This is a genomic window from Pseudomonas sp. FSL W5-0203 (genome assembly GCF_001896155.1).
In the GTDB taxonomy this organism is placed as follows: Bacteria; Pseudomonadota; Gammaproteobacteria; order Pseudomonadales; family Pseudomonadaceae; genus Aquipseudomonas; species Aquipseudomonas paracarnis.
The window spans coordinates 1-18,573 of record NZ_MPOR01000062.1 but is presented as its reverse complement, the minus strand read 5'-3'; the positions used below and the strand labels follow the sequence as shown (position 1 = coordinate 18,573).

19 protein-coding genes and 4 pseudogenes are annotated in these 18,573 nt (G+C 58.8%); 10 read left to right on the top strand and 13 right to left on the bottom strand.

All coding sequences use genetic code 11. The features are described 5' to 3' along the window. Positions 1 to 114: 114 nt before the first annotated feature. The 4 genes and pseudogenes from BOP96_RS28035 to BOP96_RS28025 all read right to left on the bottom strand — a co-directional run. Positions 115 to 377 (bottom strand): annotated as a pseudogene (locus tag BOP96_RS28035) (Tn3 family transposase); the annotation flags it as partial. 20 nt (positions 378 to 397) lie between these two features. Beyond that, positions 398 to 856, bottom strand: a complete 459-nt coding sequence (locus BOP96_RS31040; RefSeq protein ID WP_275941885.1) for a methyl-accepting chemotaxis protein — start codon at positions 854 to 856, stop codon at positions 398 to 400. 87 nt (positions 857 to 943) lie between these two features. Further along, positions 944 to 1,702 (bottom strand): annotated as a pseudogene (locus tag BOP96_RS31035) (PAS domain-containing protein); the annotation flags it as partial. A gap of 886 nt (positions 1,703 to 2,588) precedes the next feature. Then, positions 2,589 to 3,431 (bottom strand): helix-turn-helix transcriptional regulator, encoded by an 843-nt coding sequence (locus BOP96_RS28025; RefSeq protein WP_003464996.1) that lies wholly within the window; start codon positions 3,429 to 3,431, stop codon positions 2,589 to 2,591. 117 nt (positions 3,432 to 3,548) lie between these two features. Here BOP96_RS28025 and BOP96_RS28020 point away from each other — a divergent pair, with 117 nt between their 5' ends. From BOP96_RS28020 to BOP96_RS30300, 4 genes and pseudogenes are all read left to right on the top strand, one after another. Next, positions 3,549 to 4,082 (top strand): carboxymuconolactone decarboxylase family protein, encoded by a 534-nt coding sequence (locus BOP96_RS28020; protein ID WP_020309197.1) that lies wholly within the window; start codon positions 3,549 to 3,551, stop codon positions 4,080 to 4,082. Between the two features lie 27 nt (positions 4,083 to 4,109). Further along, positions 4,110 to 4,658, top strand: a complete 549-nt coding sequence (locus tag BOP96_RS28015) for a cytochrome P460 family protein (RefSeq protein WP_003465000.1) — start codon at positions 4,110 to 4,112, stop codon at positions 4,656 to 4,658. 28 nt (positions 4,659 to 4,686) lie between these two features. After that, a pseudogene (locus tag BOP96_RS31100) lies at positions 4,687 to 5,007 on the top strand (uracil-DNA glycosylase family protein); the annotation flags it as partial. A 61-nt stretch (positions 5,008 to 5,068) separates the two neighbouring features. Next, the gene (locus tag BOP96_RS30300; RefSeq protein ID WP_003830781.1) at positions 5,069 to 5,332 is read left to right on the top strand and encodes a uracil-DNA glycosylase family protein; all 264 of its coding nucleotides are present in this window, start codon (positions 5,069 to 5,071) and stop codon (positions 5,330 to 5,332) included. Between the two features lie 183 nt (positions 5,333 to 5,515). On the opposite strand, the gene BOP96_RS28000 is transcribed toward BOP96_RS30300, so the two are convergent. Next, on the bottom strand, positions 5,516 to 6,400 hold the full coding sequence (locus BOP96_RS28000) for a LysR family transcriptional regulator (protein WP_003465017.1): 885 nt from the start codon (positions 6,398 to 6,400) through the stop codon (positions 5,516 to 5,518). A gap of 114 nt (positions 6,401 to 6,514) precedes the next feature. Between BOP96_RS28000 and argC the strand changes: the two genes are divergently transcribed. The 5 genes and pseudogenes from argC to BOP96_RS27980 all read left to right on the top strand — a co-directional run bounded on the left by argC (position 6,515) and on the right by BOP96_RS27980 (position 11,175). Continuing rightward, on the top strand, positions 6,515 to 7,444 hold the full coding sequence (gene argC, locus BOP96_RS27995; protein ID WP_003465021.1) for an N-acetyl-gamma-glutamyl-phosphate reductase: 930 nt from the start codon (positions 6,515 to 6,517) through the stop codon (positions 7,442 to 7,444). 413 nt (positions 7,445 to 7,857) lie between these two features. Continuing rightward, positions 7,858 to 8,013, top strand: a pseudogene (locus tag BOP96_RS30695) (OmpA family protein); the annotation flags it as partial. 414 nt (positions 8,014 to 8,427) lie between these two features. Beyond that, a complete protein-coding gene (locus BOP96_RS27990; RefSeq protein WP_003465024.1) occupies positions 8,428 to 9,054 on the top strand; it encodes a DNA methyltransferase in 627 nt (208 codons plus the stop codon). 24 nt (positions 9,055 to 9,078) lie between these two features. Beyond that, positions 9,079 to 10,107 carry an IS30 family transposase gene (locus tag BOP96_RS27985; protein ID WP_003465026.1) on the top strand — a complete coding sequence of 343 codons (1,029 nt, stop codon included), beginning with the start codon at positions 9,079 to 9,081 and terminating at the stop codon, positions 10,105 to 10,107. Between the two features lie 36 nt (positions 10,108 to 10,143). Beyond that, positions 10,144 to 11,175 carry a methyl-accepting chemotaxis protein gene (locus BOP96_RS27980; RefSeq protein ID WP_073454648.1) on the top strand — a complete coding sequence of 344 codons (1,032 nt, stop codon included), beginning with the start codon at positions 10,144 to 10,146 and terminating at the stop codon, positions 11,173 to 11,175. Between the two features lie 349 nt (positions 11,176 to 11,524). Here the strand turns inward: BOP96_RS27980 and BOP96_RS27975 are convergent, their stop codons facing one another. The 8 genes from BOP96_RS27975 to BOP96_RS27940 all read right to left on the bottom strand — a co-directional run bounded on the left by BOP96_RS27975 (position 11,525) and on the right by BOP96_RS27940 (position 18,132). After that, on the bottom strand, positions 11,525 to 12,319 hold the full coding sequence (locus tag BOP96_RS27975) for an ABC transporter permease (protein WP_003465028.1): 795 nt from the start codon (positions 12,317 to 12,319) through the stop codon (positions 11,525 to 11,527). Beyond that, on the bottom strand, positions 12,320 to 13,249 hold the full coding sequence (locus BOP96_RS27970; RefSeq protein ID WP_003465031.1) for an ABC transporter permease: 930 nt from the start codon (positions 13,247 to 13,249) through the stop codon (positions 12,320 to 12,322). A 325-nt stretch (positions 13,250 to 13,574) separates the two neighbouring features. Continuing rightward, positions 13,575 to 14,627 (bottom strand): ABC transporter substrate-binding protein, encoded by a 1,053-nt coding sequence (locus BOP96_RS27965; RefSeq protein WP_003465034.1) that lies wholly within the window; start codon positions 14,625 to 14,627, stop codon positions 13,575 to 13,577. A 280-nt stretch (positions 14,628 to 14,907) separates the two neighbouring features. Continuing rightward, positions 14,908 to 15,132 (bottom strand): DUF2798 domain-containing protein, encoded by a 225-nt coding sequence (locus BOP96_RS27960; RefSeq protein ID WP_003465037.1) that lies wholly within the window; start codon positions 15,130 to 15,132, stop codon positions 14,908 to 14,910. A 54-nt stretch (positions 15,133 to 15,186) separates the two neighbouring features. Next, positions 15,187 to 15,888, bottom strand: coding sequence for a cysteine hydrolase family protein (locus tag BOP96_RS27955; RefSeq protein WP_003465039.1), 702 nt, complete (start codon positions 15,886 to 15,888; stop codon positions 15,187 to 15,189). Positions 15,889 to 15,978: 90 nt separating this feature from the next. Next, positions 15,979 to 16,569: a TetR/AcrR family transcriptional regulator gene (locus BOP96_RS27950; RefSeq protein WP_003465041.1), complete on the bottom strand. Its 591-nt coding sequence runs from the start codon at positions 16,567 to 16,569 to the stop codon at positions 15,979 to 15,981. An 81-nt stretch (positions 16,570 to 16,650) separates the two neighbouring features. Beyond that, complete coding sequence (locus BOP96_RS27945) at positions 16,651 to 17,328, bottom strand: GntR family transcriptional regulator (protein WP_016487046.1); 678 nt, start codon at positions 17,326 to 17,328, stop codon at positions 16,651 to 16,653. 69 nt (positions 17,329 to 17,397) lie between these two features. Beyond that, positions 17,398 to 18,132 (bottom strand): SDR family NAD(P)-dependent oxidoreductase, encoded by a 735-nt coding sequence (locus tag BOP96_RS27940; protein WP_016487047.1) that lies wholly within the window; start codon positions 18,130 to 18,132, stop codon positions 17,398 to 17,400. A 228-nt stretch (positions 18,133 to 18,360) separates the two neighbouring features. Between BOP96_RS27940 and BOP96_RS29945 the strand changes: the two genes are divergently transcribed. Beyond that, positions 18,361 to 18,486 carry a hypothetical protein gene (locus BOP96_RS29945; RefSeq protein WP_256575489.1) on the top strand — a complete coding sequence of 42 codons (126 nt, stop codon included), beginning with the start codon at positions 18,361 to 18,363 and terminating at the stop codon, positions 18,484 to 18,486. Positions 18,487 to 18,573: the final 87 nt, after the last annotated feature.

Genomic DNA, 18,573 nt, shown 5'->3' with positions numbered 1-18,573 from the left:
GATCTCGATTTCGATGTCGGTGCGGCCGGTCAATTCCTTCTTCCCACCGACTTGGGCGATGGTCGAGCGTAGCTGGTGATAGGGGAGCCCGCAGAATTCGGAAAAAATCGTACGCTAAGGTTTTCCGGGCAATCGTAGCGGCCTGAACTTCCCGATCTCCAGCCTGCGGCTCTGCCGCCAGACGTAATCGCCAGTCAGGTTGATGTGCTCCCAGCCCAGCGGCAATAGGTATTGCAGCAGCTCGCCGCCCACCGACTTGCCAGCCTCGACCAGCCCCAAGTGATGCACTCCAGATACATCGTGTTCCATAGCACGATGGCCGTCACCAAGTTTGGGCTTCTGGCTCTGTAGCGCTGCGGCTCGAAGTTCCGATCCTGATTTTGCCTAAAACTGGACACTAGCTATTGTCTTTGAACAACGTCGATACGGTACGGGCAACATGGTCTGCACCGTCACTGATTTCACGCATAATAGTTGTTACAGTTGCGATCTGATCGTTGTTTTCTTCGGCGCTTCTAGCGATGCTGTTCATATCTATATTCAGTTGCTGAGTAAGCTTTCCGTTAGCAGTTACCACATTCTGGATTTCCACGGTGGCACTGCTAGTTCGAGCTGCCAACTGACGAACCTCGTCGGCTACTACAGCAAAGCCTCGGCCCATTTCACCCGCTCGGGCAGCTTCAATTGCGGCGTTAAGTGCTAGTAAGTTAGTTTGTTCTGCCACGCCTTGGATGATGGTAACAATTTTCTCGATATCTTTAGCCTGAGCATTTAGCTGTGTAATCGAAATAACCGCACCGTTTATTAAATTAAATGTACCCTGAGATAGTTCAATTGAACTAGCAAGGGACTCCATGCCCCGCACGGAAATTTGAGATGTCTCCTCGGCGGTGGTGAAGGAAAGCTCTGCGGCCTGACGGATTTCATCAGCCTTATGCTTCTGCGAGCTGACGTCGGTGGCAAATTTTAACACTTTCACAACCTGGCCGGCTTCATCAATGACGGGGTTGTAGGTGGCCTCAAGATAGATGGTCTCTCCCGATGCGGTCTTGCGCTCAAATTGCCCGCTTAAAAAAGTTCCTCCCTTTAAACTCTGCCAAAAATTTGGATTTTCTTGATAAAAATTATCGAAACAGAACATTCGGTGGTGTCGACCCTTGATATCGCTGAGGCGATAACCCATAGCACGGAGGAAATTCTCATTTGCATGCAGGATGTCACCGTTAGGTGTGAACTCGATCTCCGCCATCGAGCGGGAGATGGCTGCATGGACGGCTCTTAGTGAGAGTAACTCGTTTTCTCTCTGAGTGACATCTGAGCCAATCTTAATGATTTCAATAACTTTTCCATCTTGATTTTGAACTGGAATATAAGTAGCCTCAATCAATACTAAGTTACCGTCTTTGCGCAGCCGCCTAAATAAACCTGATTGAAGATGGCCGTCAGCCAATTTCTGCCAGAAGCGCGAATAATCAGCTGTGTTAGCATAATTCTTTTCGCAGAAAATTCTGTGGTGCTGCCCTGCTATTTCTTCGAGTTTGTAACCAAGCATCTCTAGAAAGATATTGCTCGCATAGATTACGCTCCCGTCTGGCCTGAATCTGATTTCCGCGACATTTCGACTTATTGAATCAAGCTGCCGCTGTAGTTCTGAGAGCTTATTTTCTGTGTCCAGCAGTTGTTTGTTTTTATTGAAAAACATAATCATTACCTTTGTGCAAATAAAATAATACTTGGGGCCCAATTTATACTGTATCGGTTAGCGCAACCGCTTCTTGAGAGCATAGCTCTTTATAGTTGGAAAATTAGCGATTTGCAGCCATGTGTCATATTGAGCTATGCCCTAACTGGGCGTCAGGCCGGAACCTTGGGCAGTGTCAGAATAGGGCCGATTCCAGCATTTTCTGACGACTCGCCTGCAACCTCTAGGGCCTCAACCTGACAGGCCGCACGCTTAGCGTACGATTTTGTCCGTTTTCTCTATCGTCCCCTCCATGCCCGACGGACGGTCGCCGGCCCGCCCTGGTCGAAGGCCGCCCCACTCGGCCCGGCGAGGCCCGGCCAAGGTTGGACAGTTGCAGCGGCCAAAATCGCCCCCTGCGGCCTCCTGGGCGCGTTTCTGGTGCCAAGGTAGGCTTGCCCCCTGACTGACAGCTTCCGCGTTGTGTGGGCGATTCTGGAGGCTCTGACGCTGCTCCGGTTGCAGCGCTCCCGCCCCCTCTTTGGCGTTCAACCTGTCGTTTTCAGAAGACGGCTGCACTGAACGTCAGAAGCCGACTGCACTATAGCAGCGGAGGGGTTGGATCCATCAGGCAACGACGGGCTGCTGCCGGCCAATAGCCGACAATGACGACACTGGAAATCCCCGCCTGTGAGCGTCGGCTCAGGGCGGGACAGCGTCATCCAGCTACCTGCGCCACTGACTCAGCCTTGTCCAGCCGGCCGCGCCGCACGAACAGACTGACCAGCCGTTGACGGATCGCCACCTGGAGTTCCGCCAGTTGTTCCGGCGTGATGCGAATTTCACCCGCTCGACGAGCGCAACACCGGCGCCGCCTACGCCAAGAACCGGCGAATCGAACTCAAACTCACGAACCGCTGAGCGCCGCGTCACCGCGCTGCTGCGCCAGCCAGTCGCGCGGGGCGCAGCCCATGCGCACGCGGAAGGCGCGCGCCAGAGCGTTCGGGCTGCCGTAGCCGACGCGGTCGGCCACCACCGCCACCGGCCGCCCCTGCTTGAGCAGGGTGCAACTGACGTTCATCCGCCAGTCGGCCAGATAGTCGCCCGGCGTGACGCCCACCGCGTCCTTGAACGCGGCGGCGAAGCGCGCGCGTGACATGCCCGCCTTCGCCGCCAGCGCCTCGAGCGACCACGCGGTCTGCGGCGCATCGTGCATGGCGGTTATGGCGCGCGCGAGTTTCGGGTCGGCCAGGCCCGCCAGCAGTCCGGTGGCGCCAAGCCGCCCATCCATCAGATAACGCAGCAACTGGATCAGTAGCAACTCGCACAAGCGGTCGATGGCGGCCTGCCGACCGCACTGGTCGCGCTCGGCTTCGGCAAACAGCAACTCTAGCGTCGGCCCGAGGCCGGGCAAGTCCGCCAACGGAATCAGCAGCATCGACGGCAAGGCCATGGCCAACGGATTGCCCGTCGAAGCGCCCAGGTCGACCTCCGCACACAACCGCTCAGCGGTATCGCCGGGGGCGGCGACAAAACGATGCGACGCCACGCGCGGATAAAACAGCAGGCTCGGCTCGGTAACCAGCAGATCTTCATGCACGGGCGAACGCGCCGTAATCGGGCCGCGCCGCACCAGATGGATATAGCCATGCGGCGCCGCGTAATGATGCTGCCCACAGAAGGCGCCGCTGTGAAAAACGCGCGCCGAAAGCGAGTAGTGCCGGAGCAAGCCGGCCAGTCGATCCGCCATTCCACTCTCCATATAAGACGATAGGTTACGTATTTGATACTTTACGTGCCATATCGTACCAAACAAAGGGCGATCATGCCCACGTGCTCTTGCACCTCACCCACTACGGAGATAGACATGACCCAAATCGCCCCCCTGACCATCGACACCGCTGACGCCGCTACCGCTGCCACACTCAAGGCCGTCAAAGCCAAGCTTGGCATGGTGCCGAACCTGTTCGCCACGCTGGCCCACGCGCCGGCGGCGCTCAATGGCTACCTCGGCTTGTCCGAAACGCTGGGCACCGGCCGCCTGAATGCCTCCCAGCGCGAGATCGTTGCGCTCGCTGCCGGTCAAGCCAATCGCTGCCAGTATTGCCTGAGCGCACACACCCTGATCGGCAAAGGTGCCGGACTGTCGGCAGAGGCCATCGCCGCGGCCCGCACCGGCCAGGCGGCCAACGCACTTGACGATGCAATCGCCGGCTTTGCCCGCGCGCTGGTCGAGCAACGCGGCGTGGTGTCGGCCGACGCCATGGCCAACTACCGCCGCGCGGGGCTCGACGACGGCCTGATACTGGAAGTGATCGCCAACGTCGCGCTGAACACGCTCACCAACTACACCAACCACATCGCCGACACCACGGTGGATTTCCCCGTGGTCGCCGTCTGATCTCCATAGGCATATAAGGAGAACACGATGAAAATCGCACTCACCGGCGCTCTGCTCGCCAGCGCCCTCGTCCTGCCACTGGCCGTCACGGCCGGCGACTTTTCGCCCTATGTGGACAGCCAGGGCGGCATCAGCCGCCCCACAGACTTCCGCACAAACTTCGTCCACCTGGGCTCATATGCGGTGTTGGACGAAAAATCCGCCTCTCGCGGCTTGCACGATGTGTACACCGAAAAGGCCTCGGCCGAGCACTACCGCAAGACCGGCAAGTTCTTGGACGGCGCCACGCTGGTGAAAGAGATCCGCAAGCTCGAAACCAGCGCCATGACCACTGGCAACCCTGTGGTCTGGGGTTCCGATGCGGCCGTGTGGTTCGTGATGGTCAAGGACGCCAAAGGCCGTTTCGCCAGCAACCCCTTGTGGGGCGACGGCTGGGGCTGGGCGCTGTTCAAGGCCGACGCCCCCGCCAAGAATGTCGCCGTCAGCTACGAAGCCGACTGCATGGGCTGCCATGTGCCGGCGGCCAAGACCGACCGCGTATTCATCCAGGGCTATCCGACACTGACCCAGCACTGACTTGCTGCCGGGTTACGCTTCGCGCAGGATGGCACCTCCGTCCTGCGCGAGCCACCCTTTCCGGAAGCGCGCCATGCCGACACTCGACGCCTTTCTGACCGACGTCCGCGCCTGCACGCGCTGCGCACCGCATCTGCCACACGGCGTGCAGCCGGTCTTCCAGTTTCACCCGAGTGCGCCCATCCTCATCGCCGGCCAAGCACCGGGGGCCCGGGTCCATGCCTCAGGCGTGCCCTTCGACGACGCCAGCGGCGCGCGTCTGCGCGCCTGGCTGGGCGTGGACCGCGACACCTTCTACGACCCTACCCGCATCGCCATTCTGCCCATGGGCTTCTGTTATCCGGGCACCGGCAAAAGCGGTGACCTGCCGCTACGCCCGGAGTGCGCCCCCCGCCTGGCGCGAAGCCTTCATGCAGCGTTTCGAGCGCCTGTCGCTGGTCATCGTGCTGGGCAGCTACGCCATGGACTACCACCTCGGTACTGGCAAGACGCCGCTCACCCGGGTGGTCGAAGCCTGGCGCGAGCACTGGCCGCAAGCGTTCCCCCTGCCTCACCCTAGCCCGCGCAACAATCGCTGGCTGGTGCGCAACCCCTGGTTCCAACAAGACGTGCTGCCCGCGCTGCAAGCACGCGTCCAGGCAGTCCTCACCGCCAACCCCAAGGAAACCCCATGACCGACGACACCGCCGCCATTACCGAGCTGCTGCACAAGTACTACGACACCCTGGCCTGGGCGAACGGAGACAGGCACCGGCTTTGGAGCGATGAACGACGGCTTCAGGTGCGGTAGCTGACGCCTGGGACCTCAATCACCGTATGACCGGGTCGAAAGCGGTCCTTTCTCTGACAACATCGCCCTAGCCCGCACTCAACCCCCACAACACATCCAGCACATGTTGCGTAGGCCGCTCGACGTCCCCACCACGGTGGGCAATACCAAGTTGACGCCACAATAAGGGCTGTAATGGCCGCATGACGATCCTGGTATCGGGCAATGGCGTGGAGGCTTCATGCGGCAACAACGTCGCACCATAACCGGCCGCCACTAGGCTTTTGATCGCATCGTTGTAGTTCAGTTGAATACGCGGCGTGGGCTGCCGTCCATCACTGGCGAACCACTCCGAGGTCAAGCGCGAAAGCCGAGTAGTTTTGTCATTCAGAATTAATGGCTGGGCGGCCAGCCAACCGGGGGTCACAACATCCGGGCATTCCCAGCGAGCCGGCAAGAAGGCCATGACCGGGTCCCGCCGCCATGGCTCGATCCGCAATTCCTTCACCGGGGTCTGTGGCAGCGCGACCAGACCGATCTCCAAAGAGCCCTCGGCAAGCTTCTTCAAAGTTTCCTGCGACGTGAGCACCGCGACCTGCACATCGATAGCGGGATGGCGTTGGCCCAACGTCTCCAAAGCTTGCGGCATCAACTGTGCGATGGCCCCTGTGGAGGCACCCAGCCGCACACGCCCGGCCAAGCCCTGCACCTGACGCTCCACGTCCTCAAGCGCCTGCTCCGCATCCGCCAACAGGCGCCGCGCGCGCTCCACCAGCGTTTCTCCAATCGCCGAAGGCTGAATGCGCCCACGTGTGCGCGACAACAGCTTTCCGCCAACCCGCGACTCCAGGTCGGCAATATGCAAACTGACCGTGGGTGGCGCGAGGTGCAGCACACGGGCCGCCTCGGCAAACGAACCCAGGTCGGCAATGGCCACCAACGTGCGCAGACGGTCCAGGCTGATTTCGCGCATGAGTCACTCCTTGTTCAGAAAAGCTGAATTTCATCGTTTAGAAATTCAACTTTTCCTATCTTAGCCCCTCACTGAAGATTGGAACTCCTGATTTCCTATGTCCGAGAGCATTCCATGGCAAGTCCTCTTATATTCATCGACGGCGACCAAGGCACCACCGGGTTGCAAATCCATCAACGTCTACGCGACCGGACCGATCTGCGGCTTATCACGCTCAGCCCCGAACATCGCAAGGATCCGCAACGTCGCGCCGAAATCATCAACGCCTGCGACATCGCGATTCTCTGCTTGCCCGACCAAGCCGCACGCGACGCTGTAGCGAGCATCGAAAACCCCGCCGTTCGGGTGATCGATGCGAGTTCGGCGCACCGCACCCATCCAGACTGGACCTATGGTTTCGCGGAGATGAACTCGCAGCAGGCCCAACGCATCGCCACGGCACGGCGGGTCAGCAATCCCGGTTGCTATCCCACGGGGGCGATAGGGCTGCTGCGCCCATTGCTGGAGGCCGGGTTGCTGCCCAGGGACTATCCGACGAACATTCATGCTGTGTCGGGCTATTCCGGAAAAGGGCGCGTTGGCGTGCAAGAGCATGAGGGAGAGGGCGCATCACAGGCGCCCGCGTTTCAGGTTTATGGTCTGGGGCTGGCACACAAACATATTCCGGAGATTCAGCAGCAAAGCGGTCTGATGGAGCGGCCGATGTTTGTGCCGGCTTATGGGGCTTTTCGGCAGGGGATCGTGCTGACCATACCGTTGCAACTTCGCTTGTTGGCGCCGGGCGTGGATGCGGTGCGGTTGCATGCGTGTCTTATGCAGCACTACGTCGATGCGGACCATGTACAGGTGATGTCGATGCAGGAGGCCAAAGGGTTGACGTGCCTTGATCCTCAGGCGCTTAACGGGACTGATAGTTTGCGATTGGTGGTGTGTGAAAATGATGAGACGGGGCAGGTTTTGTTGGCTGCGGTGTTTGACAATCTTGGGAAGGGAGCCGCTGGAGCGGCGGTGCAGAATCTGGATTTGATGGTTGCAGGAACATGACTCCGACTACCCACTGGCTCTAGAGTCTATGGCTCGAATTTTCGAGCGGTTGTTTCCTCTCTGTTTATGGCCTGGCATCGACGGCATTAAACGAGTCGAAAACAGAATCTACGCGTGTCAGCAGTTTGCAATCCAGTCAGGCTTTGAAGTTAAACGGTCGTCCACGACAGGCAGCAATCGGCCAACAGCGGCCGTTTTAGAGTAGGGAAAATAAATCCCCTTTTCTGCTGTCTACGCTTCGCAGCGCCGGTTACCCGGTCACCACGCAAGACTCGCTTCCGGTCGGTGGCTAACCTTTACCGGGCGGGGGTCATACCCGCTGGGTTTCTTACGCCATTTCGTGACGGCTTGCGCCGTCATTCCCAGGCGACCAAGCTTTGCCTGGCGCACATAAATCAGTCCCCTTTTTCTCTTTGCGCAGCAATGGCGTCGATCCTTCGCGCCTGCAAACCTTTGGTGCAGGCTCCAGCTCGCCCATTGCCCCCAACGACACCGCCGAGGGTCGCGCCCAAAATCGCCGCGTTGAAATCAAACTGGTGCCCCGTAGCGGCGCTGTAGCTCAAGGGTAATGGTGCCTTGGTGCTCTTTTCGTCGGATGCCCAGCTATCTTTTAATGGGTTACGGGCGATTTGCAGTGGGCTCCAAAACCTGGCCTCAGGAGGTGCAAGCTCCCGTGGCACCGGCTTTGGACTGGGCAGACCAATACGCCGGCCCATAAGCCCATAAGGATCCCGGCCTCGGCCGGGTTCTTTATGCCCGCTTCGCGGGCTTGAGCCCAGAAGGGAGCGGCGTGCGCCGGATTCGCATCTGCCAGCCAGTACGCAGCCCGTTTGGAACTCAGTTGATCCGTCTTTTTCAACGGTTTAACAGCCAAATCAATACGTTCACAAGTACACTCGCCACCCTAGGGATGGTGAAGCATCCACGAGCGGTACTAGAATTTTCAGCTTTTCGGTGCCGCCGCACGAATTCAAGGGGCAAGCATGGATTACGAACAACTGCCGAGGGCCGCCTTGGTCCGTATGCTGCAGGAGCATGATGCGGCGCTTGCCGATGCTGGCAAGAATGGCATCGTTATGAGTTACACCGGGCGGGCTGCTCCCTGGCAGATCATCCGCCAGGTCAAGCCGAAGCTGCATCGTATTATCAAGAAAGTATCCTTTGGAGAGGAAACCGCCCAGTCAGAGAATGAGATCTGGGACGGTGAAAACCTTTCTGCGATGGTCACGCTCTATAAATATCGTGGTCAAGTTGATCTTGTAGTAACAGACCCGCCGTACAACACCGGCGAGGACTTCCGCTATAACGACAAGTGGGACAAGGATCCAAACGATCCAGATCTCGGCGATGTAGTTCCTAAAGATGATGGGTCCAAGCACAGCAAATGGTTGCGCTTCATGACACCCAGAATCTGGATGATGCGTGAGATGCTAACCCCAGGCGGGGTTATGGCTATCTGTATTGATCATAGGGAACTATTTAGACTTGGCATGCTCATGGACGAAATCTTCGGCGAAGAGAATCGCATTGGCATAATCAATTGGCAGAAAAGCTATTCACCTCGCAGTGATAATAAGGGGGCGGCGGCGAAAACTGAGTGCAACACCTGACCTTTCCGGTACGGTGCTGTCCCTATGTCTTATTCCGAACTCAGCGTTGAAGAGCGCGCCACCATTCAAATCGGTCATGCCCAAGGTTTCAGCCTGCGCGGGATTGCCTGCTTGATCAACCGATCCCCTTCGACCATCAGCCGGGAGCTGCGCCGCAATCGAGATGCCTGTGGCGGCTACTCGGCCCGCGTGGCCCAGCAGCAGATGCAGGCCCGCCGTCAGGTGTGTCGACCGAAGCAAAAGCTGTTGCCGGGTAGCGAGCGCTTCGAATTGGTGGCGCATATGCTGCGTGAGCGTTTGTCTCCCGAGCAGATTGCCGGCAAGCTGCGCAGCATGAATATTCCCAGCCTCAGAGATGCCTACGTCTGTCGCGAGACGATCTATAACGCGATCTATGCCTTGCCAGTCGGCGAGCTGCGTAAAGAGCTGATCATCTGCCTGCGCCAAAGCAAGACGATGCGCAGGCCGCGCTCTGGCGGCGTGGATCGGCGCGGTCAGATCCCTGAGAGGGTCAGTATTCATGTACGTCCGCCGGAGATCGAAGACCGACTGATGCCAGGGCATTGGGAAGGCGACCTGATCAAGGGCAAGGCCAACGCCTCGTCTGTAGGTACGCTGGTGGAGCGCACCAGTGGCTACCTGATGCTGGTGAAGATGAACGACGCGACGGCGACCTCGGCGATGGAAGGCTTCAGTGCAGCGCTCAATGGCATGCCGCTGGCGATGCGCAAGAGCATGACCTACGACCAGGGCCGAGAAATGGCGCGGCATGCTGAAATCACCCAGCAGACCGGGGTGGCGATTTACTTCTGCGACCCGCACAGCCCTTGGCAGCGCGGCAGTAACGAAAACATCAATGGCCTGATCCGCCAGTACCTGCCCAAAGGCACGGACTTGTCGGTGCATAGCCAGGAGGAACTGGATGCCATCGCACTGCAACTGAACATGCGCCCCCGTAAGCGCTTCGACTTCAAGTGTCCGATCGAGGTTATGGACGAGGTGATGCAGGAAGCTATGGCTATGCGGCATGATGCTCCAGCTTCAATTCAATAACCGTGTTGCACTCAGCTCCTGTAACCGCCCACTTTAATGTCAGGAAGCTTAAGCTCTGTTAGTGTTTTGGCTATTCTCTCTCCTCTTGGAAGACTGGTTGAAAGAGCCAGGAATATTTCCAATAACCCATTAAGTCAATCCCTCTACACTGGGCGCACCGATGAGTTTGGCCAAATAGAGTTTGCTTTACGAATGATGCAAGCTGAAACAGGCGCCATAGTAGGTCGCATAGGTGATGCATCAAATCGGCTTAGCGAACACACCCGAGGCCTACTAAAGGATATTGAGTCAAGCAATGTACTTACAGTTGAGCAGCAGGCAGAGACAGATCAAATAGCAACGGCAGTAAACCAAATGGCGGCAAGCATTCAAGAGGTTGCGAGCAATGCACAGCATGCTGCAGATGCGGCCGGAAGAGCAGACACTGAGACGGCATCTGGCCAGCGTCTGGTAGCCCACACAAGCCAGTCAATCACTGCCCTTGAAGGTGAAATTAGGCAAGCCGCTCAGGTTATTCATGAGCTTGAAGGTCAAAGTAACGAGATATCAAAAGTTCTTGACGTTATACGAGGGATCGCCGAGCAAACGAATTTGTTGGCACTCAACGCAGCAATTGAGGCCGCGCGTGCTGGTGAGCAGGGGCGTGGTTTTGCTGTTGTCGCCGATGAGGTTCGCAGTCTTGCTGCTCGCACACAGCAATCGACAACGGATATTCAAAGCATGATCAGCGCTCTACAAGAGCGAGCGCAATCCGCTGTTACAGTCATGGAGCAAAGTAGTCGGCAAGCGCACACGAGTGTAGCTCACGCAGAGGAAGCAGCTACAGCTCTTGATGGAATTGGCCAACGCGTTAACGAAATTACCGACATGAACGCGCAAATAGCGACTGCGGTCGAGCAGCAGGGAGCAGTAAGTGAAGACATAAACCGCAGTATTATCAATATACGCGATGCTGCTGATACCAATGTACAGACCGGGCAGAATAATTTGCAAAGTGCGAAATCTGTCGCTCAGTTAACTAGCGCTCTGAGCGAACTGGCAAAACAGTTTTGGGAAAAACGAGGATAACGCTTTTCAGTATCTCGACAGGGATAACTTACTTTACCATCGGTTATCCCTTTTAGCCGCACAAATTTTAGCCATGGCTTTTCAGGAAGTCAGGGCTATCAGAATGGCCTTAGAAAGCCTAGTCAAAGAGCTGTCACGAGAACACCGTTAGCTTAGCGTACGATTTTTTCCGAATTCTGCGGTTCCCCCGAGATGGGCCTGGACACGGGTGATAGATGCTGAATTAAGCCGTGTGACGGCAGGCTGTGCTGGGCTGCACGTCGGCATGGGCGTGCGTGGTCAGGACGCAAAAACACACTTGCCCGCAATGGCGGGCAAGTGTGTTTGCAGAGGGGGAGTGCGTTGTTGGTTATTGTTTGTTGCGACCGGCAATCACCACCAGGATCAGCGACGCCAGGATCAGGATCGAACTGATAGCGGCAATGGTCGGATCGATCTCGTCGCGCAGCGCCGTGAACATGCGCTTGGTCAGAGTCTGGTTGTCGCCGCCGGAGATGAACAGCGCCACCACAGTTTCATCCAGCGAGGTGATGAAGGCGAACAGTGTCGCCGAGACCACACTGGGCTTGATCTGCGGCAGGGTCACGGCCATGAAGGCGCGAAAGCGGTTCATGCCCAGGCTGCGCGCCACCATTTCCTGGGACATGTCGAAGTTACGCAGACCGGCCAGCAGCGCGATGATCACGTAGGGCAAGGCGAGCATGATGTGCGCCAGCACCAGGCCGGTCAGCGTGCTGATCAGGCCGACCCGGGCGTAAACGAAGAACACGCCGGCGGCGATCAGGATGATGGGCACCATCATCGGCAGCAGCAGGATGATCTGCAGCGTACGCACCACCTTCAGGCTGGAGTTGTTGATGGCGTAGGCGGCCGCCATACCAATCGGCAGGCTGATGGCCATGGTGAAAAATGCCGTGATCAGACTGACCCGCGCCGCCGACATCCACTCCACGCTGTTGAAGAACGCCTCGTACCAGTGGAAGGACCATTGCTTGGGAGGGAATTGCAGGAAGCGCGCCTCGGAGAACGACATGGGTACCACGATCAGCACCGGGATGATCAGGTATAGCAGGATCGCCGCGACCAGCACCGTGAACAGCACGTGGGACAGGCGAAGGTGACGCAGGTTGGCAAGCAGGTTCATTTAGCGCGCTCCCAGGATGCGTTCGATGGGGATGAAGCGATTGATGCCCCAGAAGATCAGGAACACCACAAACAGCAGCACCAGGCCGACTGCGCTGGCTGCGCCCCAGGCGTGATAGAGCTCGACGTTGCGTTGCACCAGCATCGACACCAGGATCGTGCGGCCACCGCCGAGCAGTTCCGGGGTGATGAAGAAGCCTAGGCAGATGACGAACACCAGGATGGAACCGGCCATGACCCCCGGCGCTGCCATCGGCAGGAAGACCCGGCGGAAGGTGTAGAAGGGTTTGGCGCCAAGGCTCTCGGACGCTTGCATGAGGTCCTGGGGGATTTTTTTCATCACCGAATACAGCGGCAGGACCATAAAGGGCAGCATGACGTGCAGGGTGCCGATTACCGTGCCAGTGGTGTTGTGCATCAGCGTCAGGGGTTGGTCGATGATGCCAAGGTCCATCAGCGTCTGATTGACCAGTCCGCGGCGTTGCAGGAGCACCAGCCAGGCATAGGCCCGCACCAGCACGCTGGTCCAGAACGGCAGGATCACGCAGATCAGAATCAGGTTGGCCCAGAAACCCTGCAGGCGCGAAGCGGCGTAGGCAATGGGGAAGCCCATGACGATCGACAGGATCGTCACCAGGAAACTGATCTTGAAGGTCAGGGCGAAGGTGTCCCAGTAAATGCTTTCCTGGAAAATCCGGATGTAGTTGGCCAGGGAAAACCCTTCCTCGGTCTGGACCGACTGAAAGGCCAGCCAGCACAGCGGCATGATCAACAGCACCACGACCATGACCAGCGCCGGGGTGAGCAGCAACAGCATGGAGGTGTGCTCCTTGCGTTCTTCACGGGCCAGGGCGTCTTCGCTGGTCATGGGCGGCTGGTGCTGCTGGTCGCTGGAGTCGGGCATGGATTTGGCGAGATAGGCGTTGGACATGATGACCTCTCGTCACTGCGCAGTGCTGGAGGGTATCCAGCACTGACGGGTAGCGCTGGCGGTGGCAGTCGTCCTGGCGGACAGCAGGGTGCGGTGCTCGGGTAATGTCATGTGAAGAACTCCCAATGGTGGGCAGGTACTTGAGGCGAGCGCGAGTTGTCTGCACAGGTCACTCTGCGGGACCCTCAGGCCTAATGTACCGGGATGCCAACGAATGAAGTGGACGCAATTGACCGGTGCGCAAGCGCTTTATGTCGAAATCGCGGGGGTAGACGGCATGTCCTGCGCCGAGGCCTCTGGCCTGCGGCGCAGCAACGGCCGATGGCTATTTTTTCTGGACGAAGGACAACCAGCGTTCTTCGGCCTTGACCCCGGCTTCGGAGGCCCACCATTGCGCCGAGAGCAGGGCCTGGCGCGAGATGTTGCCGGGTGCGGAAGGCAGCTTGGCCTCGCGCTCGGCCGGGATTACCCCGGTCTTGAAGGCTTCGGGGTTGAGCGGGCCGTAGTCGATGATCATCGGCAACGCCGCTTGCAGTTTGGCATCGATGGCCTCGTTGACGAATTTCATGGCGGCCACCTTGTGCGGCGAGCCTTTGAGGACGCACAACGAGTTGGTTTCCAGCACACCCTGGTTGTAGTCGAATGCCACGGGTGCGCCGGCGGCCTGTACGGCGGTGATACGGCCGTTCCAGGCCTGGATCATGTCCACTTCGCCGTCGCTGATCAGCTGCGCCGACTGCCCGCCGGACGTCCACCAGGTGGCGATGTCGGGCTTGATCTGCTCAAGCTTGCGGAAGGCGCGATCGACGTCCAGCGGATAGAGCTTGTCCATCGGCACGCCATCGGCCAGCAGCGCGATTTCCAGGGTTGGACGTGGCAGGTTACGTAGGGAGCGCTGGCCCGGGTATTTTTTGGTGTCCCAGAAGTCGGCCCAGGTCTTGGGTACGTCCGCGCCTTTGAACGCGTCCGTGCGATACGCCAGCACCGTGGAGTAGCTGATGTAGCCGACGCTGTATTCGTCCTTGAGGCTGTCGGGTATTTGCGCGGCATTGGGAATCAGCGCAAGGTCGAGCTTCTCGAACAGCCCTTCGGCTTCGCCACGGATGCAGTCGCCAGTGGGCAGGTCCACCACGTCCCAGGTGACCTTGCCGCTCTCGACCTGGGTCTTGATGATCGGGTAGGCCTTGGGCGAGCTGTCCTGTTTGAGCGTCAGACCGAGCTTTTTCGCCGCAGGCTCCAGGATCGCCTTGCTCTGGGCTTCCTGATAAGCACCGCCCTGGGATACGAACGTGATGTCCTCGGCCATGGCCTGGGTGGCGCTACCGATGAACAGGGCCAGACTCGCGAGTTGGAAAGCTGTAGTGCGCAATGTGCTCATGGAAAGACTCCGAATGGTTGGCAGATTTTCTTGGGCGAGCTGTAGGTTTTGTTGTCGGTCGCTCTGCGGGACCATGGAGGTCTAATGTACCGGCTTGTCCGTGAACGAAGCGGCTACAAATGCGCGGATGAAAAGTGGTTTATTGCGAAAATGCGAACGGGCACAGTATTTCGTGCGTCGGGTGCGGGCTTGCGCGCCTGTCGCGAGCAGCCCCGAAGCCCCCGGTAGGAGCGAGCATGCTCGCGATGGCGGTGTGTTGGGTGAGTCATAGCCAAGTCATTCAGCCCACCGTCATCCGCCTCACCACGCGCCGAATCATCGGCGCCGCCAGCACCACCACCGGCAACATCGATACCCACGACAGCGCCCACGCGTTCAACCAGCGGCCGGCAAAGGCCAGGTCGAGCGCATGGGGTGTGGTGGCGATGGCGGCCGCGACCGCGCAGGTCAGGCCGGATTGAACGACGCCGAAAACGAAATGCTCATAACGGGCGGGGATTTTCATCGGGGGTTCTCGAGAAAGAGCGGGGGGGCGCGATGCCCGGCCGCTCGGGCACGATCAAGCCGGTTGCAGTTGCGCGATAGTCTCTTCGGTGGTCCACAGCCCGTGGGCGAGGAAGCGGTAATTGATGATGGCCGCCAGGTAGCCGTCGCCATCCGGCAGGCGCGGGCCGGCGGTGGCGTCGCGTACCACGACTATTTCAAAGCCCTGTTCGAGCAGTTCGCGCAGGTGTGATTCCACGCAAAGGTTGGCCGCCATGCCGGCGAGGATGATCTGCGACACGCCTTTCTTGCGCAATTGCAGCGCCAGGTCGTTGGTTTCCGGGCCGTAGACCTTGTGCGGCGAGGCGATGATGGTCTCGCCGTCGAGAATGTACGGCTTGTAGATCTCGAGGAAATCGGCGCCGGAGCCTTCGAAGTTTTCCAGGGTGTTCGGTCCCTTGCGATCGAACATGCAGATGCTGTGCATGACCTTTTCCAGCGGACCGCCAAAATGCCAGTCGTGGTCGTGCGGGTAGTAATAGTGTGGCGACACGGCCACGGGCAGGTCGTGAGCCTTGAAGGCCTTGAACAGTTTTTCCAGGTTTTCGACGGTGTTGTTCTCGACGATGCTCTCACCGAACACCGCCCAACTGGCGCCGGCAGGGCTGAGGAAGTCGTTCTGTGGGTCGATGACCACCAGGGCGGCTTTGCTCAGGTCGAGCTTGAAACCAGTGGCAGGCAGTGCGGGTTCGGCGGGGTCGGCGTACAGATGGCTCATGACGATTTACCTCTTGGGTGCTTGCGTGGATGAGACGTGAATGTTGCTTTATATAAATGACCAGTCGTCTTATTAATGAGGAAAAAAAACTCACTCCAATAGCCGAGGCAAGACCATCGATACGAAACGCTGCAGAGGTGCACCGTCGCGCAGGACCTTGCCGCGCATGACCGCACCTTCCCAGCCTTCGACGATGACACTGGCCAGCGCTTCGGCGTCGTGAGTTTCAGAGAGTTCGCGGCGCTGCTGCGCTTCACGCAGGCAGCTCGCGAGCAAACCTTCCCAGCGCGCCAGCACATCGGCCAGACGCTTGCGGGTTTGTTCGCTGCCATTGGACATTTCCAGGGACAGGTTGCCAATCAGGCAACCCAGGCTGTATTCATGCTCGCCGTGCTCGAGCACCAGGGCCTGGAAGAACTGGCCGATGCGCTCCAGCGGCTTGACCCGGGCGTCGTAGAAGATCGGCCCGTGGCGGGTTTCGATCGAGGTCCAGTATTCCTCGAGGATCTCTGCCGCGAAGTCTTCCTTGCTGGCGAAGTAGTTGTAGAAAGAGCCCTTGGGAATCTCGGCAGCGGCGGTGATGTCCTGGACGCCGCAGCCGTTGAAGCCACGGTTGTGAACCACCTGGCGGCCAATCGACAGCAAACGGGATCTGACTTCGAGGTTGACCGGGCGAGCCATGACAGAGACATCCAGTGATGAGAAAGTTTTAATAAACTAACTGGTCATCTATGTTTCGTCAACAGTCGAATTGACTGCCAATCAGTCCGCCTGCGCCATCTCGATGTACTCGAGCATCTTCTCGTTGCCATCGAGAATGTCACGGCAGATGGCCGCCCGTGCCGCCGCGCCATCGCGGCGCTTGAGTGCGTCGAGCACTTCCCAGTGATGGTCGATGGCCATGCGCTCGTTGAAGTTGCCATAGGCACGGGCGATCAGTGGGCCGGTGCGCATCCACAGGCTATCGAGCAAACCCGCCAGCACCGGCATGCGCGCGATGGTGGTCAGCGCGTAGTGAAATTGCTGATTGCACTTGAGAGCGGCTTGCAAGTCCTGGGCGTTGATCGCGGCGATGTTGTTTTCGATGCAGGCTTGCAGGTCTGCGAGTTCGCTGTCGGTCACCAGCGCGGCGGCCGTCTCCGCAGCCAGGCCTTCAAGCGCCAGGCGGATGCTGCGGATCTCGCCGTATTGCGCGGCGGTGAGGATGGGTACGCGGATGTCACGCGGGGTCTTGAGGATCAGCGCCTGTTCCTTGGCCAGTTGCAGGATCGCGTCGCGCACCGGTGTGACGCTGGTGCCCAGTTGTTCGGCCAGGTCGCGGATGCGCAGGCGGTCATCGGGCTGGAAACGCCCGGTGATCAGTGCCTCGCGCAGCAACTCGTAGATGCCACTGCCCAGGTAAGAGTGATTGAGGGTTTGAATAGGGTAGGGGTTGCTCATTGATCGCTCATCTGCGGCGGATGCCCGGCCCGAATGATGGAAGTTTCCGGCCGGGATTTCCAGATTATTTCAGACGTGCTGACCACCGTTGACATGAATCTCCGAACCGTTGATGTACGACGCGCCTCGGGTGCAGAGGAAATGCACCAGGGATGCGACTTCTTCCGGCTTGCCCAAGCGGTGCATGGGGATCTGCTGATCGACGATCAGTTCGGTCCCGGCAGACAGGATCGACGTCTCGATCTCACCCGGTGCAATCGCATTGACCCGCACACCGTGTGGCCCGAAATCATGGGCCATTTCCCGCGTCAGTGCGGCCAGTGCAGCTTTCGAGCAGGCGTAGGCGACCCCGGCAAACGGGTGCACCCTGGAACCTGCAATCGAGGTGACGTTGATCACCGAGCCTTGCGCCGCCTTGAGCTCATCGAACAGCCCTTGGGCCAGTAACGCCGTGGAAAACAGGTTGACGTTGAACACGCTGAGCCAGGTGGCGTAATCGGATTCCAGCACGCCCAATCGTGCGCCGGCTTCGCCTTTGGGTGAAATGCCGGCGTTGTTCACCAGGGCATCGAGGCGTCCGCCGAGTTTCTCCCGGATCAATGGCAGGCTGCGGCGCACTTCGTCGATGTCTTCCAGGTCCAGGTGGATGTGGTTCAACTCGCCTTCAGCCCAGGGGCAGCCTTCGGTCCAGTTCTGTCGCGAGGCCGTAAACACGCGCCAGCCCGCAGCGTTGAAGTGCTTCACCGTGGCATGGCCGATGCCACGGCTCGCACCGGTGAGGAGGAGGGTTCGTTGCTCGGTCATGCAGGCGCTCCTGAGGAAGGGGTGGAGTGGTGAGACTATACCAGTAAAAATTATGATGCATCATATTCTAAATATGTTACTAATGAGCTGCGCCTCGGAATCATCGCCGTGCGCCGGCCACCAGGTGCAAGACACCCGGCGCTGACCGAAATATTGCTGCCAAAAACAAAAAAACCACCTGCCATCCCTTAGCTGCCGCTCACGCACGTAGCGAATTCGGAGAGACGCATGAACAGCAAAATCGCAACTGTACTGATGCTTGGAATGCTTGCCGGCCCTTTGAGCGCCGCTGAAAAACTGACCGTGGTGTCCTTCGGCGGCAACAACCGCCAGGCCCAGGAAAAAGCCTTCTAGGGGTTTGGGGAGCAATGGAACCAAAAACCAACGTAAGCCTTACCACCTCCGCTCAGAGCCTTCTTCCTAGGCAATTCCCTCGATTGA